We start from the raw sequence: 20,676 nt of genomic DNA, 5'->3' as shown, positions 1-20,676 counted from the left end.
CCGCGCTTGATCTGGCGCGGTTATTCGCCGCCGTTCGTCTGCTCGTCGATCGCCTGCTGGATGCGCTCGTAGCCGACCACGCCGGAGAACATCTGGTTGCCGACGATCACGGTGGGCGTGGCGCGCAGGCCGATGGCCTTGCCGGCCTCGAGGTTGCGGGCGATGACTTCGTCCGGGCCGCCTTGGGCGACACACTGTTCCAGACGGTCGGCGTTTACGCCGGTTTCGACGGCCATGTCGAGGAACATTGTGGTGGGGTCGTTTTCCTGCGACCAACTGCGCTGACTGTCGAACAGGCGGTCGTGATACGTCCAGAACTTGTCCTGACGCGCGGCACAGCGTGCCGCCACGGCGGCTTGGCGGGCATGCGCGTGCATCGGCAGCGGGAAATCGAAGAACACAAAGCGCACGTCGCCGGAGTCGACGAGTTCGTCGCGAATACGCTTGGCCGTCGGCGCGAAGGCACCACAGGCCGGGCACTGGTAGTCGGCGAACTCGCGAATGGTGATCGGCGCATCGGCACTGCCGACCGCTTCGCCGATGGCGTCGAACTCGTTCTCGAAGCGCGTGATGGTGCTGGCATCGAGCGTGCGCACGTTGTCGCTGCTGGCCGATCGGCTCGAGCCGCTGTCGCCGCCGCTAAAGGTCATCACGAGAATCGCGAGAATGATCAGGCCACCCAGGATCAGGGCAGGGACAAACAGCGCGCCAAACAAACTGGAGCGACCGGTGTTCTGTGGGCTCATGCTGCGACTCCTTGGGCCAGCAGGAATTATCGGGGAGCAGGCCGGGATCATACCGTGCGCGGCGGCGCGGGTCAGCGTACTCGAACCAATCGTTCACCGGCGGGCCCGTAGCCTGGATAGTCAGGCCGGCGCTGATCGCGAGCCACCCAAAACGAGGGGCCAAAAAAAGGGGCCCTAGGGCCCCTTTGTCTGGTCACCTTGTTGCCGGCGATCAGTTGGCCGCGTCGTCTGCAGCGTCCTCGGTTTCGTCGGCCGCATTCTCGGCCGCGTCGCCGGTGTCATCGGCGGCGTCGTTGGTGGCATCACGCGTGCTGTCGATCAGGTCGTTGGTGCCTTCCTTGATCCGCGTCCACGCGTTGCTGGCCGATTCCTTGGTCTGCTCCCAGGCGTCCGATGCCTGGGTCTGGCCGGTGTTCCACCACGTGTCGTTGTAGACCGGATAGCCGCTGAGTTCCTGGCCTTCGGCCTTCAGCGTGATGCGGTATTCCGGCTCGGTGGCCTTGTCGCCTTGCAGGGTTTCGACACTGAGCTGGTCGGGCTGCACGACATAGGATTTTCCGTCGAGGCCAAAGTCGTTCTCGGTCTCGATCACGAACGACTTGATGCTCATGTTGTTGTCGAGCACGACATCGTCGATCTCGCCGACGCTCTTGTCGGAGCCCTGCATGTAGACCTCTGCATCGAGCAGTTGGTCAGCGGAGTAGAGACCGTCCGGCTGCTGCTGGGCCAGCGCGAAGCTGCTGGTCGCCGCGAGCGTGATGCCGGTCAATGCGATAGCGCTTTTCTTTCGAATCGCCATGGTCGGATCCTTTCTTTCTCAGAAACTTGGCGCTGATGGTAGACGCCGAGGCTGAACGAAAGCTGAAAAGCGGGCGTGTCGAACAGACGGGTCAGGCCAGGGCCTGATCGAGCGCGGTACAGAATCGGTCCACGATTGGGGTGTTCACGAGCGTGTCGCGCCGAACACGCCACAAGGGCCGTGCCAGCGACAGCGCGGGCAGATCGACGAACTGCACCGGGTTGGCGGCGCTGGCCTGGCGGGCGGCCAGTTGGCTGACGCAGGCCAGTCCGGCGCCGTTGGCGACCGCACGCACGATCGCGCCGCTGTCGTCGATGACCAGTGCCGCGCGCGGCGTGGCCAGCCCGGCCAGCGCCAGGCTCTGCTCGAAGACCGCACGGGTTCCGGAGCCACTTTCGCGGGCGACCCAGGCATGGGCGCCCAGATCGTCGGCCGTGATGGTGTGGACCGGATAATCCGGCGGCGCGATGATCTGGAGGTTATCGGTGCGCCATGCATGAACCGCCAGATCCGCGCGTTGTGCAGGGCCTTCGATGAAGCCGACGTCGGCCTGCAGGTCCGCGACACCGGCTTCGATCCGCGCGCTGTTGCCGGAGAGCACGGTGATATCCAGCTCGGGATGATCTCGGCGTAGCGTGGCCAGCCCGGTCGGCAGGACGTAGCGCGCGATCGTACTCGAGGCCGCGAGCACGATCGCGCCGGTCAACGTCTGCGAGGAACCGTCGTGTTGGCCGAGCCGATCCGGCAGCTGTTTGAGAGCGGCCATCGGTCCGGCGGCGTGAGTGAGCAGTTGGCGGGCACTGGCGGTAGGCACGATATCGCGCCCGCGGCGCTCGAAAAGCGTGAGGCCCAGTGCGTCCGCCAGCTCGGTCAACGCCTGGCTGACCGCGGCCTGGCTCAGGTGCAGCGCCTGTGCCGCGCGCTTGACCTGGCCGGTGCGCACGACCGCCGAGAAGATCTCGAGTTGTCGCAAGGTGAAGCGGGCAGAGGTCATGTACGTCTGTTCGATAAAACCGAATCGTTATATTGATATAAATCGATTTTAAATAACATCGGTGTTGCGCAGGCTCTCGTCATCGGCTTACAGCGAGATCGCCATGACCCGCGCCATCACCGTTTCGTCCTCGACCGAACAGCATGCCCCGAATCCCCTCGTGCACGCCGCGAGCGTGCTGCCGGGGTTGGCGTTGTGCGTCGCGTTGGCCGGCCTGTCGTATGCGGCCGCGGCCTGGCCGGCACTCAATGCTGTCGTTCCGATGAGTGCGCTCACGGTCGGCATCCTGTTGGGTGTCACGCTGCGGCTGTGTGTGCCGTTGCCCGCGACGGTGGAGCCCGGCATTCGATGGACGCTGCACTATCTGCTGCGCGCCGGGATCGTCCTCCTCGGCCTTCGGCTGGTGCTGCAGGACATGCTGTCGGTCGGTCTGGCCGGCCTGGCGCTGCTGCTGCTCGCGGTGGCGAGCACGATCACTCTGGCCGTGATCGTCGGACGGCGGCTCGGGTTGCCGGATACGCTCAGCGTTCTGGTCGGCTGTGGCACGGGTATCTGCGGCGCGTCTGCAGTGGTCGCGGTCGACGGGGTGATCAAGGCGCGCGAGCAGGACGTGGCCTGTGCGATCGCCATGGTGACGGTGTTCGGCACGATCGCGATGTTCGCCTATCCGGCGATCGCCCACGGACTTGGTCTGTCGGTGTCGACCTATTCGGTCTGGGCGGGTGGTTCGATTCACGAAGTCGCCCAGGCCGTCGCCGCCGGTTTCGCCTTCGACGAGGCGGCCGGCGTGCAGGCCAGTCTGTACAAGCTCTCGCGCGTGGCGATGCTGGTGCCGGTCTGTGCAGTGCTGGCCTTCTGGTGGCGCCGACGTGCGGGAGCGCAGGAAGACCAGGGGCGGCGCGCGCCGTTTCCGCTGTTCGTGCTTTTGTTCGTGCTCGTGGTGGGGGTGAACTCGTTCGTGTCGATGCCGGACGTCCTTCACGATGCGCTCGTGGGCGTGGATTCCGGCCTGCTGGCCGCGGCGATGGTGGCGATGGGCCTGCAGACGCGGCTCGTGTCCGTGCTGCGTCTGGGTTGGCGCCCGCTCGCGCTGGGGCTGGGCGTGGCGGTGTGGATCAGCGCGCTCGCACTGGGCGGGGCGCTTTTCATCGGCTGAGCCAGGTCCGACGCGCATTGACGGCCCGATGGACATGGTAGGCGGCTGCGGTTCTAGCGCGCTGCCTGGCCGCGGTACGCTCAGGCCTCGTCCAAGCCACAATAGGATCCCTGTGCGAACTACGGATAGCGACGGCGATCGCTTTTACCTATCGTGTTCGTGACGACGATTGTTAGATCGCGCTCTGTCGTCAATTCGCGTTAAGGTTTAAGCTTAGCTGCATTGCACAATAGCTCGGCGGTCGGTTTCTTTTCGATCGGCCTTTCCGTGGCTATGTCGCAACGAATCCGCCGCGAACGACGTAGGTAGGCCAAGCGGTTAGCCTTGTCGGGTGCGGTCACCCGTTGGAATGCCATCTGATGTCTATCGAAACGCCTGGAAACACGATGCGCCGCCTTCGCGTGCCGCTGATTGTCGTGCTGCCGCTGCTGTTGTCTGCCTGTAGCGCTCAGTGGTTCATCGACACTTTCTATCTCAACGAGCTGGTGACCTTCTTCACCGCCGGGCCGGTCGCGGCCTATCAGCGCAACGTGATGCTGTTCACCTTCACGGTGATGCTGTTCGTGCTGGTGCCGGTGGTCGGGTTCACGCTGTGGTTCGCCTGGCATTATCGCGCGGCTAATCAAAAGAACACCTACACGCCGAACTGGCACCATTCGACCGTGCTGGAGGTGTTTCTGTGGGGCGGCCCGGTGGCCATCATCCTCATTCTGGCGCTGATGACCGTGGTCTCCACCTACGATCTCGACCCCTACAAGCCGATCGAATCCGAGAACGAGCCGATCCGCGTCCAGGCGATCGCCATGGACTGGAAATGGTTGTTCATCTATCCCGATTACGACGTGGCGGTGGTCAGCGAACTCGCCATGCCGGTGGATACGCCGCTGCAGATCGATCTGACCTCGGCGAGCGTGATGAACGCGTTCATGATTCCGCGCCTGGGAAGCCAGATCATGGCGATGTCGGGCATGCGCACGCGCCTGCATCTGATGGCGTCCGAGCGCGGCGAATTCTTCGGCAAGAATTACCAGTACAGCGGTGATGGCTTCGCGGACATGCGCTTCCAGGCACTGTCGCTGTCCCAGCAGGGTTTCGACGACTGGCTGGCCAAGGTGCGCGCGTCCGGACGCGCGCTGGACCTCGACGCGTATCGCGCGCTGGTTCAGCCGAGCAAGAAGGTCGACCCCATCTATTATTCCTCGGCACCCGACGGCCTGTTCGGTTATGTGATGCACCGTTTCCAGGTCGGTGACGGCAAGGTGCCGCCCGATGCCGTACCCAGCGATCTGACAGCGGACGACGTTGCCCAGCACGGGCATGCCCACTAGCGCGCAGCGCTCCGGGAGCACAGCATGTTTGGAAAACTGACCTTAGACGCCCTCTACCACTACGATCCGATCATCGTTTTCGCGAACGTGATCATGATCGGCGCCGGTGTGCTGGTGGTGGCCCTGCTCACCTATTACCGCAAGTGGGGCTATCTCTATCGCGAGTGGTTCACCACCGTGGACCACAAGAAAATCGGGGTGGTCTATATCGTGATCGCGCTGATCTTTCTGTTGCGCGGCTTCATCGATGCGGCGATGGTGCGCGGCCAGCAGGCCACGGTCGGCGCCGGCGGCGAGGGCTATCTGAGCGCGGCCCACTTCGCCGAGCTGTTCACCGGCCACGGCACCATGATGATCTTCTTCATGGCCATGCCGTTTCTGGTGGGCCTGATGAATATCGCCATCCCGCTGCAGATCGGCGCGCGCGACGTGTCTTTTCCGCTGCTCAACGCGATCAGCGTGTGGCTGACCGCTGCCGCCGGCGCGCTGGTGATGATCTCGCTGCTGGTCGGCAGCTTCTCCGAGGCCGGCTGGTCCGGCTACACCCCGTTTTCCGGGCTCGAGCACAGCCCTGGGCCGGGCGTGGACTACTGGATCTGGGCGTTACAGATATCGGGTATCAGTACCACGCTGACCGGCGTGAATTTCGTGACCACCATCCTCAAGAAACGTGCACCGGGCATGACGCTCATGCGCATGCCGATGTTCACCTGGACAGTGCTGTGCACGAGCATCCTCATCGTGGTGTCGTTTCCGGCCCTGACCGTCGCCCTGGCGCTGCTCGCGCTCGATCGCTCCGTGGGAACGCACTTCTTCACGAGCATCATGGGCGGCGACCAGATGATGTACATCAACATGTTCTGGCTCTGGGGCCATCCCGAGGTCTACATCCTGGTGCTGCCCGCCTTCGGTATCTTTTCCGAAGTGGTGACGACCTACTGCAACAAGCGGCTGTTCGGCTACACCTCGATGGTGTGGGCGACCATGGCTATCGCATTCCTTTCGTTCGGCGTGTGGGTGCATCACTTCTACACGATGGGCCAGGACCCGCTGCGCAATTCGATCTTCGGCATTGCGACCATGGTCATCGCCATTCCCACCGGCGTGAAGATCTACGACTGGATCTGGACCATGTTCCGTGGGCGCATCGAGTACAAGCTGCCCATGCTGTGGACGCTGGGCTTTCTCATCACCTTCGTGATGGGCGGCATGTCCGGCGTGCTGCTGGCGATTCCGGGCGCCGACTACAAGATGCACAACAGCCTTTTCCTGGTTGCGCATTTTCATAACGTGCTGATTCCGGGAACGATGTTCGGCCTGCTGGCCGGCTTCTACTACTGGTGGCCGAAGGTGTTCGGTTTCCGGCTGGACGAGAAGTGGGGCCGGCATTCCTTCTGGGGCTGGCTCGTGGGCTTCTACGTGGCCTTCGTGCCGCTGTACATGCTCGGCATCATGGGCATGCCGCGGCGCATGGTGACCTACGACAACCCCACCTGGCAGTTCTGGCTGGTGATCGCGGCGATTGGCGCGATCATCGTGGCCTACGGCATCTTCTCGATGTTCATGCAGATCTACGTGAGCTGGCGCGACCGCGAGAAGAACGCCGACCTGACCGGTGACCCCTGGGGCGGTCGTACCCTGGAGTGGGCGATCCCGTCGCCGCCGCCGGAGTACAACTTCGCAGTGGTGCCGGAAGTTCGCGATCGCGACGCCTTCATGGAGATGAAGGTCAAAAATCGGGCCTACGAGCGGCCGGCGAAGTACGAGGACATTCACATGCCCAAGTCCACGCCATTGCCGATTGTGGTCGCCGCGCTGTCGTTCTTCTTCGGTTTTGCCTATGTCTGGCACATCTGGTGGCTGGCCGGCCTGTGCGTGCTGGGCACCGTGGCTGCGGTGATCGCGCGCAGCTTCAACGACGAAACCGAGTTCGTGATTCCGGCGTCGCAGGTTCAGGCCGACGAGGACGCGTTCCACGCACGGCTGAAGCAGGCGGATGTGTTCACCTACATCGACGGCATCCAGGAGTTTGGCGACGAGCGGACGCCGGCCGGCCAATATGTGAGCCCGACGAGCCGGGCCACCTCCGGCGCACCGGGCTGATGGCCGCGCGACGCTTACCGACACGTATTCGAGAGGCATAGTTCATGGCGTCAAGCCCTTCGTACGATCTCAACCGCGTTCGCGCTGCGGCCCGGGCGGATACCGAAGTCAACTTCGGTTTCTGGGCCTATCTGATGAGCGACGTGGTCCTGTTCTCAATGCTGTTTCTGGCGTACGTCAATCTGTCGCAGCGATTTGCCGGCGGGCCGACGCCCGCGGACATCTTCTCGCTGCACGGCGTATTCCTGGAAACCATGGCGCTGCTGGCGTCCAGCCTCACATTCGGGCTGGCAATGGTCAGCCTGCATCAGGGCCGCAAGAACCACATTATCGGCTGGCTGCTGGCCACCGCTGTGCTGGGTATCTACTTTCTCTGGCATGAAGTCAGCGAGTTCGTGCATATCATCCACGAGGGGGCGTCGTTCACGCGCAGCGGTTTTCTGTCCGCCTATTTCGGGCTCGTGGGCACCCACGGGGCACACGTGTTCTTCGGCCTGATCTGGATCGCGACCATGATCGCGCAGCTTGCCGTCAAGGGGCTCACGCCGCCGGTCGCATCGCGGCTGGCGCGGCTGAGCCTGTTCTGGCATTTCCTCGATCTCGTGTGGATCTGCGTGTTCTCGACCGTCTATCTGCCCGGAATCCTTGCAGGAGGCAGCTCATGAGCCATTCCGACGACGCCACACCCGGTCATGCGCCGACCGCGCGCGGCTATGTCATGGGGTATCTGGCCGCGCTGGTGCTGACGCTGATTCCGTTTGGCGCGGTTTACTACGACCTCATGTCGCAGGGCGCGATCCTGCTGGTGATCGCGATCACGGCGGTGCTGCAGCTGGGTGTGCATCTGCGATTCTTCCTGCATCTGGACATGTCGCAGGAGCAGCGCTGGAACACGATTTCCGTGCTGTTCTCGGTGTTCACCATGTTCGTCATGGTCGGCGGTACGCTGTGGCTGTTCTACAGCCTGTACGCGCGGCACATGATGATCGGCTACTGACCGCAGGGCCGCGCCCGAACAGGCCCCGCACGCATAAAAAAACCCCGCGCTGATCGGCGCGGGGTTTTTTGTTGGCCGACAGGCCGACGATCTATTCGTCGGCGCCGACCTTGCCGTTGGCGTTGCCCTGGGCATTGGCGTCAACGTCCGCCGCGTTGTCGGACGACATGCTGCTTTCGCTTTCCATGTCCGACTCGGTGTCGCTGTCCATGCCGCCCTGGGCATTGGAGTCGACGTCTGCCGAGGTATCGACGTCCGCATCTGCGCCTGCGCCGACCGAGCTGCCGCTCTCGGCGTGGCCCTCGCCGTGGTCCATGCCGGTTTCGCTGGTGGTCGACGTATCGGCTTGGGTGTCCACGTCCGCGCCGACACCGACGCCGGTGTTCACGCCGGCATCTGCGCCGGTCGCGGTATCGGTGCCGACGGCCGTATCGGCCAGGGCGGCGCCGCTGGTCAGGGCCAGTGCGGTGGCGGTTGCAATCGCAAGCTGCTTGTACATGAGATCTCCTCGATCATTGAAGTACACAGGGCAATCGCTGCCCCTGGCTGCGCACCCTCTGCGCCTGCGGCTGAATCGAGCGTTAACAGGCCGCGGGTGCGCGGTTAATGCACACGGCATGCGGCGTGCTTGTAACCTGTGCGCACGGCCCATGCTTTCTTGAACGGATGTCGATACCCGTTTCCATTCTCGCGATTGCGCTCGGCGCAGCCTGTGGTGCCAATCTGCGCTGGGCTCTGGGGCTGGCGTTGAATGCGCTGTTTCCCGCGTTGCCGCCCGGCACGCTCGCGGCCAATCTGCTCGGGGCCTGGCTCATCGGGATCGCAATCGCGGTGTTCGCGGCGCTGCCGGAGCTCTCGCCGTTCTGGAAGCTGGCGATCATCACCGGCTTTCTCGGCGCGCTGACCACGTTCTCGACCTTCTCGGCCGAGATATTCACCCAGATCCAGAGCGGCCGGTTCGGCTGGGCATTCACCGGCATCGCCGTGCATGTGGCCGGTTCGCTGGCCATGACGGGCCTGGGTATGGGTACGGTGGCGTTGTTACGCCAACTCGTCGGGGCTGCCCGATGAAGGTCAGAGTTTCACATGAAAGGATTTGAAGTGTTGTTCATCGCGCCGCGCTCGCGCCGTTTCGACGGCCAGCCGGTGCTGGATCTGATCGCCGCACTCGCGCGTGACCAGAGCATCGAGCGCAGCACGCGGCGTGTCGACGCAGAGGGCTCGGGTAGCAGCGGCCACACCCATTCCGCGCATTTCTTCGAGCAGGCCGACGAGCCGGAAGAACTGATGTTCGTGGTCGACGGCGGCGCGGCCGACAAGCTCATCCGAGCGGTCGAGGAGCGCGACATTCCGGTCTTCTGCATGAAGCGCGCGATCGAGTACTGGCGTTTCGGCGAAGATGGCTGAGCTTAAATCGAGCTCTGATTGACTCGCTTCGACAGCGCCTCGGCGCTTTCGCGGCGCTCGGAATAGCGTTCGGTGAGGTAGTCGCTTTCGCCGCGGGTCAGGCGGGTGAACTTCACCAGTTCTTCCATCACATCCACCACCCGGTCGTAGTAGGGCGAAGGCTTCATCCGCCCGGCCTCGTCGAACTCGTTGAACGCCTTGGGCACCGACGACTGGTTGGGGATGGTGAACATGCGCATCCAGCGCCCGAGTATGCGTAGTGAATTCACCACGTTGAACGATTGTGAGCCCCCGCAGACCTGCATGACCGCCAGTGTGCGGCCCTGGGTGGGGCGCATGCCGCCGATCGACAGCGGCAGCCAATCGATCTGGCTCTTGAACACGCCGGTGATGTTGCCGTGGCGTTCCGGGCTGCACCAGACCTGGCCTTCCGACCAGAACGCCAGCTCACGCAGCTCGGCGACCTTGGGATGATCAGCCTCGGTTTCGTCGGGCAGCGGCAGCCCGCGCGGATCGAAGATGCGCGTCTCCGCGCCGAAGGCGCGCAGCAGACGCGCGGCTTCTTCGGTTAGCAGACGACTGTACGAGCGTTCGCGCAACGAGCCGTAGAGAAGCAGGATGCGCGGCGGATGGCCGTCGTCACTTGCATCGCGCAGCGTCAGCGCCTCTGGGTCTAGATTGGGCAGGTCGTTCTTCGGGTCGTGCATGGAATGGCTCATCGAGAAATCAGCGCAGCAGCGCCAGCCAGCCGGCCAGCGCGGTGAGCGTAATCAGAAGCACTGGCACCGTGAGCACGATGCCGATACGAAAATACTGGCCCCAGCCGATGGTCAGGCCCTTGCGGGCGAGCACATGCAGCCAGAGCAGGGTGGCCAGACTGCCGATCGGTGTGATCTTGGGGCCGAGATCGGAGCCGACAACGTTGGCGTAGATCATGGCGTCCTGCATCAGCCCGGAGACCTGGCTGGCATCGATCGACAACGCGACCACCAGCACCGTCGGCATATTATTCATGATCGACGACAGGAAAGCGGCCAGGAAACCGGTGCCGACGGTCGCCACCCAGAGCGACTGGGTGGACAGTGCATCCAGCATGCCGGCGAGCTGCGCGGTCAGGCCCACGTTCTGCAGGCCGTAGACCACCAGATACATGCCCAGCGAAAAGACCACGATATCCCAGGGCGCGCCGCGAACGACCTTGGCGTTGTCCACCACGTGGCCGCGATGGGCGATGGCGAGCAGCACCGCGGCGCCGATGCCGGCCACCACGCTCACGGGCACCCCGATCATCTCGGCCGCGAACAGGCCGACCAGCAGTAGCCCGAGCACCCACCAGCCGGCCACGAACACGGCGCGGTCCCGGATAGCGGTCTCGGGTTCACGCAGCGGCGTCGGGTCGAAGGTGGCCGGGATATCGCGACGGAAATACAGATACACCACCCCGATCGAGGCCAGCACGGAAACGATATAGACCGGCCCCATCACCGCCGCATAGCTGCCGAAGCCGAGTTCGAAGAAATCCGCCGAGACGATATTCACCAGATTCGAGATCACCAGCGGCAGGCTGGCGGTATCGGCAATGAAGCCCGCTGCCATCACGAACGCTAGCGTCGCACCGGCAGAAAACCCCAGCGCGAGCAGCATCTCGAACACGATCGGGGTGAGAATGAGCGCCGCGCCGTCGTTGGCGAACACCGCCGCCACCAGCGCGCCGAGCAGCGTCACCAGTACCAGCAGGCGTGGCCCGCGCCCGCCGCCATAGCGGGCCACATGAAGGGCTGCCCATTCGAAGAAGCCGGCCTCGTCTAGCGTCAGGCTGATCAGAATGATCGCGACGAAGGTGAAGGTTGCGTTCCAGACGATGCCCCACACCGTGGCCACGTCGCCGAAGCCCACCACGCCGGTGGCCAGAGCGACGAGTGCGCCGGCGCTCGCGCTCCAGCCGATACCCAGCCCACGCGGCTGCCAGATCACCAGCGTGAGCGTGGCAATGAAGATCAGAATGGCGATGACGGTCATGAACGATCCTGAAAAAATACAGGGCCGCCAGGCGGCCCAGCGAGGGGCTATCTGCTTACTGCGCGGCTGCCCGAGGATGGTCGGCAAGCAGGGTGCTGACGTGATCGCGGACAAGGTCGCGGGTGGCGGCGAATATGGCCGCAACCTCGGCGTCGCTACCGGTTGCACCCGCCGGGTCGTCGATCGGCCAGTGCTGCTTGTTCGTATTGGGCGGCAACAACGGGCAATGCTCGTCGGCATGGCCGCAGACCGTGATCACCAGATCGGCCCAATCGAGATCTGCGTCGGCGAGGATCGCGGAATGCTGGCTGGTGATATCCACGCCGGCTTCCTGCATGGTTGCGACCGCATTCGGGTTGAGGCCGTGGGCCTCCAGACCGGCCGAACGCACGGCGATATCGGCGCCGCCGAGATGACGGGTCCAGCCCTCGGCCATTTGGGAGCGGCAGCTATTGCCCGTGCACAGATACAGAATGTTCATTGCAAGATTCCTTTGAGACTTCGTCGATCAGTTGCTGCAACGCCCATCGGGACGGTCGGGCATGTGCGCCAGGCGGCGTGCGTCGTCGGCGAATGGCGCGTCGTGCGCGTGCGCGGCCACGACTTCGTGAAGTGTGGTGCGCGCCCATGACGGCAGGGTGTCGGCCAGGCGGTAGTGCACCCAGATCCGTTCGCGTCGATCGGAGACCAGTCCGCTTTCGCGCAACAGCTTCAGATGCCGCGAGATCTTGGGCTGCGACAGCTCCAGGGCGTGAACCAGCTCACAGACGCAAAGCTCGCCGTGGGTCTCGATCAGCGCCAGGCAGCGAAGTCTGGTGCTGTCGGCCAGTGCCTGAAATATTTCCTCCGGCGCTGAGGAGGTCCTGGGCTCGATGGTCGCCGTACTCATGCGTGGTTCTCGCCGTCGTTGGTCGTTTCTGTCTGGCCAATGGCATCGACTTCCGACTGTAGGCTGAGCCGGTCCAGCGATGTGATGGGCAGGTTGGCGAACAGCTGGATGCGGCTGCGCATCGCATAGAAGGCCTTGCGAAACGCCTGCTGCCGCGTCGCATCGTCGCCCTGGACCTGTGACGGGTCGTCTATGCCCCAATGAGCGGTCACGGGGTGTCCGGGCCAGGTGGGGCAGGTCTGGTCAAGCGTCTTGTCGCAGACGCTGAACACGAAATCCATCGCCGGTGCGTCTTCGCGCTCGAACACGTCCCAGTCTTTCGGGTGCAGGCCGTCGGTTGGGATCTGCATGGAGTGCAGTAGGTTGGCGGCGAACGGGTGGATACGCTCGCCCGGTTCGCTGCCGGCGCTGAAGCCACGCAGGTTGGTATGCGAAAGGCTGTTGAGCAGCGCTTCGCCGAAGATACTGCGTGCGCTGTTGTGCGTGCACAGGAACAGCACGTTGTAGGTCCGTTCGACGTCACTCATGAATGCGGCCCTCCGTATATGTGGAATATAGAATATACGGAAAATCGGATATATCAAGCATGAGCGCTGCGGCTGGGCTCATGTAGGGCGCCAGATGGGCCTAGCGGTAGCGGTTCAGCAGATCGGGCAAATCCCGGAAATCGGAAAAACGCGTCAGCTTGGCGTCGGGATGCTCACCGATCGCGCCATGCGGGTCGTAGCCGAACACGCGCATGCCCGCGCGCCGCGCGGCTTCCACTCCGGCGTCGCTGTCTTCGATGACAGCGCATTCGGCCGGGGGCACGTCGAGCGCGGCTGCGGCGGTAAAAAACAGCGCCGGCTCCGGCTTCCAGACCCCGATGGTATAGGCGCTGAACACCAGATCGCCGAAATAGCGTGCGAGGTCGGTGGATTCCAGCGCGACGGCGAGTTTCTTTTCCGGGCCGCTGGAGGCGACGCATTTCGGCAGATCAATCGCCTCGATCGCATCGCGCACGCCCGGCATCGGCTCGAGCGCCCTGGAGAACAGGTCGTACATATATTCGCGATAGCGCGTGGTGAAGTCGTCGGCCACGGTCACGCCATGACGCGCGGCAAGCGTATCGATCATCGCCTCGAACTTGCCGCCTCGGAACTCGCGCTCGATAGCCAGGGCATCCAGATCGACACCGTGGTCGATGGCGAACAGGTCGGCGACGCCGCGCGCATTGAGTAGCTCGCTGTCCACCAGTGTGCCGTCGCAGTCGAATATCACCGCAGTGATCGGTGTCGCCGCCATTGTTGCATCGTTCGTCATGAGCGCCCTTGGAAAGAACAGCCAATAGCGGCCGGGTGACCGCGTTGATCAAACCCGGACTATGGGGACGTACGGCGCGCGCTAAACCGCGCGGCGGGCATTCGTGGTGACTATCTACGGCCGGATACGGCTGGACTCGGTCAGTCGGGCCTGTTCGAAAGTCGCCGATACCGCCGGTTCTCCTGCACGAAACGCGTCAGCCCGATCGCGATGACGAGCACGCCGAAGATCGCGAGTGCGACGCCGCCCAAGACTGCGGCCGGGTGGCCGATCCATTTGGCCAGTAAAGCCCCCAGACCGATCATCGCCAGACTGGTGCGGATATAGGCCAGCAGAGTGCGCTCGTTGGCCAGGCGCGAGCGCGACAGGGCCAGCCAGTCGCGGGCGATCAGCTGCTCCGGGTCGATATCGTCGTAGGGCGTGCGGCGTTTCACTCGGGTCGATACGGCGAAGGCATGGCTTGATTGTAGCCAACCTCTATTTTCGGCGGGCGCCATATTACTAGAGCCTTTCGAAAACCGGGATGCAGGTGGGCACCGTGAGCGGCGTGGCGCGTGTGGATGCTCGTAAGGGTGCGACCCTTCGAATGTTTCGTTACGTTCAGTATTGATTGAACGATTGTTTGGGCCTACGCTGCTCGCCCATGAGCGACTCCCACGACGCCGTTACCGCCTTCATCGAACGCATGGGGCTGTCCGCACAGAACGACGGACTGCCCCGTATCGCCGGCCGAATGATCGGTTACTTCATCATTCATGGCGGCCCGACCAGCCTGGCTGATCTGGCGCGGTCACTTCAGGTGTCACGGGCGAGCGTAAGCACCAACGCGCGTTTCCTGCGCGATCTGGGCATTCTCGAAGCCACCGCCGTGCCCGGCGACCGCCAGGATTACTACCAGCTGGTCGATCGTCATTACATGCGCCTGCTCGAAGGCCACGTCGAGCGCATGGGCACCATGAGCGCGTCGCTGGCCCAGGCCGAGCGGGAGCTGCCTGCCGGCATGGACGGCGCCCGCGAACGGCTCGAGGACATGCACGATTTCATTGATATCGCACGCGATCACACCCGCGACCTGATCGAGCGGCTCGCCGCCCGTAGGAACAAGCGCCATGACTAAGCTCTCCCAGATCCGCCCGATCTGGATCGTGCTCATCATCGTGATCGCGCTCGCCGCGTGGTTGGCCTCAGGCATGGTTGGTGGTTCGGCACAGGAGTCCGGGGCCGAGACCGCGCCGGAGGAGAACACCGCGAAGCCGGTAAGCGTGGCCGTGCGCACATCCCGGGCCGAGTCGGTCTGGCGCGAAGTCGAGCTCAACGGCCGCACGGCGCCGGATCGTGCCGTGACCCTGCGTGCCCAGACGGCCGGGCGCATCCGGTCGGTCGAGGCGGATCGCGGCAGCCGCGTGAACGAGGGCGACGTGCTGGCGCGTATCGCGCTCGACGATCGCAGTGCATCGCGCAACGAGGCACGTGCCGTGGTCGAGCAGCGCCGGCTGCAGTACGAGGCGGTGCGCAAGATGTCGGAGAAGGGTTATCAGACCCGCACCGATCTGGCGCAGGCGAAATCCGATCTGGAAGCTGCCCAGGCACAGCTGGCCGAGATCCAGCAGGATATCGACAACACCGTGATGCGGGCGCCGTTCGCCGGCGTGCTTGAAACCCGGCCGGTCGAGGTTGGCGACTATGTCGGCGTGGGCGACGAGATCGCGCGCGTGATCCAGCAGGATCCGTTCGTCGTGCGTGGCGACCTGGCCGAGAAAGACGTCGCCTTCGTCGAACCCGGCCAGCCGGGCCGTGCGCGCCTGATCGACGGGCGTACCGTCGAGGGCACCGTGCGTTATGTCGCCACCGAGGCAAACGAGGCGACCCGGACCTATGCCGTCGAGCTCGAAGTCGACAACCCCGAAGGGCGTCTGGTCTCGGGCGCTTCGGCGAAGCTGATGCTGCCGCTGGAACAGGTCGAGGCGCATGAGGTGGCCGCCGATCTGCTTACCCTCGACGAGGCCGGCGATATGGGCATCAAGACCGTCGGCGAGGACGGCCGCGTGGTGTTCCATCGCGCCGAGATCGCCAAGAGTAGCGACAAGCAGCTCTGGCTCGACGGGCTGCCGGAAACCGTGCGCCTGATCACCACCGGCCAGGGTTTCGTGCGGGCCGGCGACGAGGTGACAATCGTCGCCGACGGCGACGAGGCCGCGGGCGGCGGCACGGACAAACCGGTTCCTGCGACCGACGACGTTAGGCCTGCGCCGCAGGAAGGCGTAGAGAACGACGCCGACGGGCCGGCATGAGCGACTTAACCTCATGAATGGGTTGATCGCTGCCGCGTTCTCGCGGCCGCGCACCGTCGTGCTTGGCCTGATCGTGATCCTGTTCGCCGGCGCGCTGTCTTATCGCGATATTCCCAAGGAGTCTTCGCCGGATATCACGATTCCGACCATCTACGTGTCGATGACGCACCAGGGCATCTCGCCCGAAGACGCGGAGCGGCTGCTGGTCAAACCGATGGAGCAGGAGTTGCGCTCCATCGAAGGCCTGAAGGAGATGAGCGCGACGGCGTCCGAAGGCCATGCCAGTGTGATCCTCGAGTTCGAAGCCGGCTTCGATCCGGATGCGGCGATGGACGATGTGCGTAACCAGGTCGATATTGCCAAGGCCGACCTGCCGGACGAGACCGACGAACCGACCGTCAACGAGGTCAATGTCGCGCTATTCCCGGTGCTGGTGGTCAATCTCTACGGCGACGTGTCCGAACGAGTGCTGGTCGCGCTCGCCGAGGACGTGAAAGACGAGTTGGAGTCCATCCCCGGCGTGCTCGAGGCCGATGTCGCCGGCAACCGCGACGAGCAGATCGAGATCAATATCGACCCGCTCAAGCTGGAGTCCTACGGGCTGTCGCTGGAAGAGGTGTTCAATTCGGTCCAGCAGAACAACCAGTTGGTGCCGGCCGGTGCGCTGGACTCCGGCGCGGGGCGCTTCTCGATCAAGGTGCCCGGCGTGATCGATAATCTCGATGCGTTGCGCAATACCGCGATCAAGCAGGCCGACGACCAGGTCGTGACCGTGGCCGATGTCGCCACCGTGCGGCGCTCCTTTGCCGACCGCGAGAGCTTCGCGCGCCTGAACGGTCAGCCGACGCTAGCGCTGGAAGTCACCAAGCGCATCGGCGCCAACATCATCGACACCAACCAGGCCGTACGCGACGCCGTTGCCGACATGCAGCAGGCCTGGCCGGATGCGATCCGGGTGAATTTCTCGCAGGACGAATCCGAAGACGTCACCCGCCTGCTCGGCGATCTGCAGAACAACGTGGTCAGCGGCATCTTGCTGGTGATGATCGTGATCGTGGGCATTCTCGGCCTGCGTGCCGGCACACTGGTGGGCGTGTCGATTCCCGGCTCGTTCCTGCTCGGCATTCTCGCGCTGGCGGCGATGGGACTGTCGGTGAATATCGTCGTGCTGTTCGCGCTGATCCTGGCGCTGGGACTGCTTGTCGACGGCGCGATCGTGGTGGTCGAACTGGCGGATCGTTTCCTCGCCGAAGGCGAGTCGCGATCGTCGGCCTATATGCACGCGGCTCAGCGCATGGCCTGGCCGATCATCTCCTCGACCGCGACCACGCTGGCTGCGTTTGCACCGCTGTTGTTCTGGCCGGGCGTGGTCGGCGAGTTCATGCGCTATATGCCGATCACGCTGATCGCGGTGCTGAGCGCGTCGCTGTTCATGGCGCTGATCTTCGTGCCCACGCTGGGGGCGACGATCGGCGGTTCGGCGCCGGGCGGGGCGGACGCCGTCTGGCAGCCCGGCCAGCCGCTGAGTGGTTTCACCGGTCGGTATGTGTCGGTGCTGTCGTTCTTTGCCCGTCACGCCGGCAAGACGGCAATCGGCGCGGTCGTGCTGTTCTTTGTCGCGATCTTCGCCTACGGCCAGTTCGGCAAGGGTGTCGAGTTCTTCCCGGATATCTCGCCCGACAATGCGGTGATCCAGATTCATGCGCGCGGCCAGCAGTCTGTGGCCGAGTCCGATCGTCTGGTGCGCCAGGTCGAGGATCGCGTGCTCGCCATGCATGCCTTCGAGTCGGTCTACACGCGTACCGGTTCCGGACAGGAAGCCTTTCGCCAGGGCACGGCGGACGACGTGATCGGCCAGATCCAGCTCGAGTTCAAGCCCTGGGGTGTGCGCCGGCCGGCAGAAGAAATCATGGCCGACGTGCGCGAGCGCATCGCCGACATTCCGGGCATCCGTACCGAGGTCCAGGAGCAGGCCCAGGGCCCCACCCAGGCCAAGCCGGTCGAGCTGCAGATCTCCGGGCCGGATATGGCCGCGCTCGACGACGCAGCGGAGTTCGTGCGGCGGGGCATGACCGCGGTCGGCGGCTTTACCGATATTCAGGACACGCGCTCGAGTCAGGGCCTGGAATGGCGTATCGACGTGGATCGCGCCGAGGCCAGCCGCTACGGTGCCAACGTGGCCTCGATCGGCCAGGCGATTCAGTTGGTCACCCAGGGCATCAAGGTCGGTGAATATCGGCCCGAGGACACCACCGAGGAGATCGATATCCGCGTGCGGTTCCCCGAGGATGCCCGTAATCTCGAAGCGCTGGACAACCTGCGGCTGCAGACGCCCGACGGCCAGGTGCCGGTATCCAACTTCGTCACCCGGGTGGCGGCACCCAAGGTCGAGAACATCGAGCGTACCGGCAGCCAGCGCACGGTCACGGTCGAGTCCGGCGTGGCCGAGGGCCGGCTCGTCGCCGACCAGCTTGTCGAGTTGCGGGACTGGATCGGGGCCAACGTGGCAGAGGCGAATCTCAATCCGCGGGTCGATATCGCCTTCAAGGGCGAGGACGAGGATCTGCGCGATGCCGAAGCGTTCCTGTCCAAGGCCTTCGGCGTCGCGGTCGCGCTCATCGGCGTGATCCTGCTGACCCAGTTCAACAGCTTCTATCAGTCGTTCCTGATTCTTTCTGCGGTGGTCTTTTCGACCGTCGGCGTGCTGCTCGGCCTGCTCATTGCCGGCCAGCCGTTCGGTGTGGTGATGAGCGGCATCGGCGTGATCGCGCTCGCCGGTATCGTCGTCAACAACAACATCGTGCTCATCGACACCTACAACGTGAACCGAGCGGCGGGGCTGGCCGCCTGGGACGCGGTGATCCAGACCGGCGCCGAGCGTCTGCGCCCGGTGATACTCACCACCGTGACGACGATTCTGGGGCTGTTGCCCATGGTGCTGCAGATGAACGTGGACATCATCGGCCGTTCGATCACCTTCGGCGCGCCTTCGACCCAGTGGTGGACCCAGCTGGCCACGGCGATCGTGGGCGGCCTGCTGTTCTCGACCCTGCTCACGCTGGTGCTCACACCCTGTCTGCTGGTGTTGGGCGCGCGCATGGGCGATGCCTGGCAGCGCCGACGGGGAGAGCAGACATGATCAAATCGACACGCGCAGCGGCGGCCGCCGTCATCGCCACGCTGCTGACCGGCATGCCGGCTCTTGCCGCGCAGAACCTGCTCGATACCTACGATCAGGCGTTGCGCAACGACACCGAACTGCTTACGGCGCGCGCCGAGTCCGGCGCGGCCTCGGCTCGCTATCGCCAGGCCCGTGGCCAGCTGCTGCCGCAGCTGTCGGCGAGCGCGAGCTATTCCAGAGTGACGCAGGATCAGAGCTTCGAAAGCTCGGGTGGCGATGGGCTCGGTGGCGGTGCGAGCTTCTTTGGTGGCAGCGGCGGTGAAAGCACCTCCGACCAGCAATCCTACTCGCTGGATCTGACCCAGCCGCTGTTCAACTGGACCGCCTGGCAGAACAAGGATGCCGCCGACGCGCGCCGCGACCAGGCGGCGCTGTCGCTATCGGCGGCCGAGCAGCAGCTGATCGTGCGCGTCGCCGAGGCCTATTTCGATGTGCTTGCCGCTCGCGATGCCCTAACTGCCGCGCGAGAGCAGCAGCGCTCGATCAATAGCCAACTTGATCGTGCCCAGGCGGCCTTCGAGGCCGGGCTCGATCCGATCACCGACCAGCAGGAAGCCCAGTCGAGCCTGGACAGCGCGATCGTCGATGCCATCGATGCCGAGAATCAGCTCGCGGCAGCCCGCGATGCGCTGATCACGCTGACCGGTCGGTCGCCGGATGAGCTGTCCGGTATCGATGTCGAGGAGGATGTGCCGGACAAGGCCGGCGATGCCGACAGCCGCGACCGCGAGGACTGGCTCGCCGTCGCGCTGAACAGCTCGCCGCAGGTTGCGGCCTCGCGTGCCGCCTGGCGGGCCGCACGCGAGGATATCGCCGCCCAGCGTGGCGGCCATCTGCCAAACGTGAATCTGGTCGGCAGCGTCGGGCGCAGCGAACAACTGTCGCCCTTCGGCGGGGGGGGCGGTCAGCTCAACATCATCAACGAGACCCAGTCGATCGGCGTACAGCTGGAGATGCCGTTGTTCGCCGGCGGCTCGACGCGCGCGGCGGTTTCGGAGGCCGGCTACAACGCCGAGCAGGTGCGGCTCGACCTCATCTCGGTCCGGCGACAGCTGCTCGTCGATATCAACGACGCCTATCGCAATGTCGAGACGACGGCGCGTCGTCTCGACGCGCTCGATCGTGCCATCACGTCCGGACAGACGGCGCTGGAGGCCGCCCAGGCCGGCTATCGGCTCGGTAACCGCACCATTCTCGACGTGATCGACGCGCAGATCACGCTGGTACAGCGGCGCGCCGACCGCAAGCAGGCCTGGTATGACCACGCGCTGTCGCGATTGCGGCTGCGGCGTGCGGCGGGCGTGCTCGATTTCAACGAACTCGCCCGTATCAACGCAAGGCTGCGTGGCGCGCCCGTATCGGCCGAACATAGCGGCTGAGCCGCAAAGACGGCACGCCGCTGGTCCGACGGGCTGCTATGATCGACAGCGCTCAATGTCAGAGCCCTGCGTCGCAGCGTTCGAC

Annotated in this window: 22 protein-coding genes; 11 read left to right on the top strand and 11 right to left on the bottom strand. The window is 64.4% G+C overall.

Annotated features, from left to right (window positions below; translation table 11 throughout):
• Positions 1 to 20: 20 nt before the first annotated feature.
• From SADO_RS05650 to SADO_RS05640, 3 genes are all read right to left on the bottom strand, one after another.
• Positions 21 to 746, bottom strand: coding sequence for a DsbA family protein (locus SADO_RS05650; RefSeq protein WP_353109918.1), 726 nt, complete (start codon positions 744 to 746; stop codon positions 21 to 23).
• Positions 747 to 957: 211 nt separating this feature from the next.
• The gene (locus SADO_RS05645) at positions 958 to 1,545 is read right to left on the bottom strand and encodes a hypothetical protein (RefSeq protein WP_353109917.1); all 588 of its coding nucleotides are present in this window, start codon (positions 1,543 to 1,545) and stop codon (positions 958 to 960) included.
• A 91-nt stretch (positions 1,546 to 1,636) separates the two neighbouring features.
• Entirely contained in the window at positions 1,637 to 2,539 is a 903-nt protein-coding gene (locus tag SADO_RS05640; RefSeq protein WP_353109915.1) for a LysR substrate-binding domain-containing protein, read from the bottom strand.
• A 103-nt stretch (positions 2,540 to 2,642) separates the two neighbouring features.
• On the opposite strand from SADO_RS05640, the gene SADO_RS05635 reads away from it, so the two are divergent.
• The 5 genes from SADO_RS05635 to cyoD all read left to right on the top strand — a co-directional run bounded on the left by SADO_RS05635 (position 2,643) and on the right by cyoD (position 8,123).
• On the top strand, positions 2,643 to 3,695 hold the full coding sequence (locus SADO_RS05635; RefSeq protein WP_353109914.1) for a YeiH family protein: 1,053 nt from the start codon (positions 2,643 to 2,645) through the stop codon (positions 3,693 to 3,695).
• Positions 3,696 to 4,081: 386 nt separating this feature from the next.
• Complete coding sequence (gene cyoA, locus SADO_RS05630) at positions 4,082 to 5,023, top strand: ubiquinol oxidase subunit II (protein ID WP_353109912.1); 942 nt, start codon at positions 4,082 to 4,084, stop codon at positions 5,021 to 5,023.
• Positions 5,024 to 5,047: 24 nt separating this feature from the next.
• A complete protein-coding gene (locus tag SADO_RS05625) occupies positions 5,048 to 7,126 on the top strand; it encodes a cbb3-type cytochrome c oxidase subunit I (RefSeq protein WP_353109911.1) in 2,079 nt (692 codons plus the stop codon).
• Positions 7,127 to 7,170: 44 nt separating this feature from the next.
• Positions 7,171 to 7,791 carry a cytochrome o ubiquinol oxidase subunit III gene (gene cyoC, locus SADO_RS05620; RefSeq protein WP_353109909.1) on the top strand — a complete coding sequence of 207 codons (621 nt, stop codon included), beginning with the start codon at positions 7,171 to 7,173 and terminating at the stop codon, positions 7,789 to 7,791.
• Positions 7,788 to 8,123, top strand: coding sequence for a cytochrome o ubiquinol oxidase subunit IV (cyoD, locus tag SADO_RS05615; protein ID WP_209060305.1), 336 nt, complete (start codon positions 7,788 to 7,790; stop codon positions 8,121 to 8,123). Before cyoC ends, cyoD begins: the two co-directional genes overlap by 4 nt.
• A gap of 91 nt (positions 8,124 to 8,214) precedes the next feature.
• Here the strand turns inward: cyoD and SADO_RS05610 are convergent, their stop codons facing one another.
• Positions 8,215 to 8,622 carry a hypothetical protein gene (locus SADO_RS05610; RefSeq protein ID WP_353109908.1) on the bottom strand — a complete coding sequence of 136 codons (408 nt, stop codon included), beginning with the start codon at positions 8,620 to 8,622 and terminating at the stop codon, positions 8,215 to 8,217.
• A gap of 167 nt (positions 8,623 to 8,789) precedes the next feature.
• Between SADO_RS05610 and crcB the strand changes: the two genes are divergently transcribed.
• Positions 8,790 to 9,194 (top strand): fluoride efflux transporter CrcB, encoded by a 405-nt coding sequence (gene crcB / locus SADO_RS05605; protein ID WP_434547879.1) that lies wholly within the window; start codon positions 8,790 to 8,792, stop codon positions 9,192 to 9,194.
• Between the two features lie 15 nt (positions 9,195 to 9,209).
• Positions 9,210 to 9,530, top strand: a complete 321-nt coding sequence (locus SADO_RS05600; RefSeq protein ID WP_353109907.1) for a putative PII-like signaling protein — start codon at positions 9,210 to 9,212, stop codon at positions 9,528 to 9,530.
• A gap of 2 nt (positions 9,531 to 9,532) precedes the next feature.
• On the opposite strand, the gene arsH is transcribed toward SADO_RS05600, so the two are convergent.
• The 7 genes from arsH to SADO_RS05565 form a co-directional block, all read right to left on the bottom strand.
• Complete coding sequence (arsH, locus tag SADO_RS05595) at positions 9,533 to 10,249, bottom strand: arsenical resistance protein ArsH (protein ID WP_353109905.1); 717 nt, start codon at positions 10,247 to 10,249, stop codon at positions 9,533 to 9,535.
• A 7-nt stretch (positions 10,250 to 10,256) separates the two neighbouring features.
• Positions 10,257 to 11,549 carry an arsenic transporter gene (locus SADO_RS05590; RefSeq protein WP_353109903.1) on the bottom strand — a complete coding sequence of 431 codons (1,293 nt, stop codon included), beginning with the start codon at positions 11,547 to 11,549 and terminating at the stop codon, positions 10,257 to 10,259.
• Positions 11,550 to 11,604: 55 nt separating this feature from the next.
• Positions 11,605 to 12,030 (bottom strand): arsenate reductase ArsC, encoded by a 426-nt coding sequence (locus tag SADO_RS05585; RefSeq protein WP_353109901.1) that lies wholly within the window; start codon positions 12,028 to 12,030, stop codon positions 11,605 to 11,607.
• 27 nt (positions 12,031 to 12,057) lie between these two features.
• Complete coding sequence (locus SADO_RS05580; RefSeq protein WP_353109900.1) at positions 12,058 to 12,438, bottom strand: metalloregulator ArsR/SmtB family transcription factor; 381 nt, start codon at positions 12,436 to 12,438, stop codon at positions 12,058 to 12,060.
• Positions 12,435 to 12,965 carry an arsenate reductase ArsC gene (locus SADO_RS05575; RefSeq protein ID WP_353109899.1) on the bottom strand — a complete coding sequence of 177 codons (531 nt, stop codon included), beginning with the start codon at positions 12,963 to 12,965 and terminating at the stop codon, positions 12,435 to 12,437. Before SADO_RS05575 ends, SADO_RS05580 begins: the two co-directional genes overlap by 4 nt.
• Positions 12,966 to 13,065: 100 nt before the next feature.
• Positions 13,066 to 13,722: an HAD-IA family hydrolase gene (locus SADO_RS05570; protein WP_353109897.1), complete on the bottom strand. Its 657-nt coding sequence runs from the start codon at positions 13,720 to 13,722 to the stop codon at positions 13,066 to 13,068.
• Positions 13,723 to 13,880: 158 nt separating this feature from the next.
• On the bottom strand, positions 13,881 to 14,237 hold the full coding sequence (locus tag SADO_RS05565) for a YidH family protein (RefSeq protein WP_353109896.1): 357 nt from the start codon (positions 14,235 to 14,237) through the stop codon (positions 13,881 to 13,883).
• A 146-nt stretch (positions 14,238 to 14,383) separates the two neighbouring features.
• Here SADO_RS05565 and SADO_RS05560 point away from each other — a divergent pair, with 146 nt between their 5' ends.
• Genes SADO_RS05560 through SADO_RS05545 form a run of 4 tightly spaced genes read left to right on the top strand, consistent with a single transcriptional unit; the run spans position 14,384 to position 20,591 of the window.
• Positions 14,384 to 14,857: a GbsR/MarR family transcriptional regulator gene (locus tag SADO_RS05560; RefSeq protein ID WP_353109894.1), complete on the top strand. Its 474-nt coding sequence runs from the start codon at positions 14,384 to 14,386 to the stop codon at positions 14,855 to 14,857.
• Positions 14,850 to 16,031, top strand: a complete 1,182-nt coding sequence (locus tag SADO_RS05555) for an efflux RND transporter periplasmic adaptor subunit (protein WP_353109892.1) — start codon at positions 14,850 to 14,852, stop codon at positions 16,029 to 16,031. Before SADO_RS05560 ends, SADO_RS05555 begins: the two co-directional genes overlap by 8 nt.
• 13 nt (positions 16,032 to 16,044) lie before the next feature.
• Complete coding sequence (locus SADO_RS05550) at positions 16,045 to 19,170, top strand: efflux RND transporter permease subunit (protein ID WP_353109891.1); 3,126 nt, start codon at positions 16,045 to 16,047, stop codon at positions 19,168 to 19,170.
• Complete coding sequence (locus tag SADO_RS05545; protein ID WP_353109889.1) at positions 19,167 to 20,591, top strand: TolC family outer membrane protein; 1,425 nt, start codon at positions 19,167 to 19,169, stop codon at positions 20,589 to 20,591. The genes SADO_RS05550 and SADO_RS05545 overlap by 4 nt, the downstream gene beginning before the upstream one ends.
• Positions 20,592 to 20,676: the final 85 nt, after the last annotated feature.

This window comes from Salinisphaera dokdonensis CL-ES53 (genome assembly GCF_040361215.1).
Classification (GTDB): domain Bacteria; phylum Pseudomonadota; class Gammaproteobacteria; order Nevskiales; family Salinisphaeraceae; genus Salinisphaera; species Salinisphaera dokdonensis.
This window is presented reverse-complemented; position numbering and strand designations above follow the sequence as displayed.

Bases quoted from the DNA above. Each gene is read 5' to 3' on its own strand.
- cyoD (WP_209060305.1), top strand. From the start codon at position 7,788: ATGAGCCATTCCGACGACGCCACACCCGGTCATGCGCCGACCGCGCGC.
- SADO_RS05575 (WP_353109899.1), bottom strand. From the start codon at position 12,965: ATGAGTGACGTCGAACGGACCTACAACGTGCTGTTCCTGTGCACGCAC.
- SADO_RS05645 (WP_353109917.1), bottom strand. From the start codon at position 1,545: ATGGCGATTCGAAAGAAAAGCGCTATCGCATTGACCGGCATCACGCTC.
- SADO_RS05600 (WP_353109907.1), top strand. From the start codon at position 9,210: ATGAAAGGATTTGAAGTGTTGTTCATCGCGCCGCGCTCGCGCCGTTTC.
- SADO_RS05585 (WP_353109901.1), bottom strand. From the start codon at position 12,030: ATGAACATTCTGTATCTGTGCACGGGCAATAGCTGCCGCTCCCAAATG.
- SADO_RS05640 (WP_353109915.1), bottom strand. From the start codon at position 2,539: ATGACCTCTGCCCGCTTCACCTTGCGACAACTCGAGATCTTCTCGGCG.
- SADO_RS05650 (WP_353109918.1), bottom strand. From the start codon at position 746: ATGAGCCCACAGAACACCGGTCGCTCCAGTTTGTTTGGCGCGCTGTTT.
- SADO_RS05550 (WP_353109891.1), top strand. From the start codon at position 16,045: ATGAATGGGTTGATCGCTGCCGCGTTCTCGCGGCCGCGCACCGTCGTG.
- SADO_RS05555 (WP_353109892.1), top strand. From the start codon at position 14,850: ATGACTAAGCTCTCCCAGATCCGCCCGATCTGGATCGTGCTCATCATC.
- cyoA (WP_353109912.1), top strand. From the start codon at position 4,082: ATGCGCCGCCTTCGCGTGCCGCTGATTGTCGTGCTGCCGCTGCTGTTG.
- SADO_RS05580 (WP_353109900.1), bottom strand. From the start codon at position 12,438: ATGAGTACGGCGACCATCGAGCCCAGGACCTCCTCAGCGCCGGAGGAA.
- SADO_RS05560 (WP_353109894.1), top strand. From the start codon at position 14,384: ATGAGCGACTCCCACGACGCCGTTACCGCCTTCATCGAACGCATGGGG.
- arsH (WP_353109905.1), bottom strand. From the start codon at position 10,249: ATGAGCCATTCCATGCACGACCCGAAGAACGACCTGCCCAATCTAGAC.
- SADO_RS05590 (WP_353109903.1), bottom strand. From the start codon at position 11,549: ATGACCGTCATCGCCATTCTGATCTTCATTGCCACGCTCACGCTGGTG.
- SADO_RS05570 (WP_353109897.1), bottom strand. From the start codon at position 13,722: ATGGCGGCGACACCGATCACTGCGGTGATATTCGACTGCGACGGCACA.
- SADO_RS05635 (WP_353109914.1), top strand. From the start codon at position 2,643: ATGACCCGCGCCATCACCGTTTCGTCCTCGACCGAACAGCATGCCCCG.
- SADO_RS05545 (WP_353109889.1), top strand. From the start codon at position 19,167: ATGATCAAATCGACACGCGCAGCGGCGGCCGCCGTCATCGCCACGCTG.
- SADO_RS05565 (WP_353109896.1), bottom strand. From the start codon at position 14,237: ATGGCGCCCGCCGAAAATAGAGGTTGGCTACAATCAAGCCATGCCTTC.
- SADO_RS05625 (WP_353109911.1), top strand. From the start codon at position 5,048: ATGTTTGGAAAACTGACCTTAGACGCCCTCTACCACTACGATCCGATC.
- crcB (WP_434547879.1), top strand. From the start codon at position 8,790: ATGTCGATACCCGTTTCCATTCTCGCGATTGCGCTCGGCGCAGCCTGT.
- SADO_RS05610 (WP_353109908.1), bottom strand. From the start codon at position 8,622: ATGTACAAGCAGCTTGCGATTGCAACCGCCACCGCACTGGCCCTGACC.
- cyoC (WP_353109909.1), top strand. From the start codon at position 7,171: ATGGCGTCAAGCCCTTCGTACGATCTCAACCGCGTTCGCGCTGCGGCC.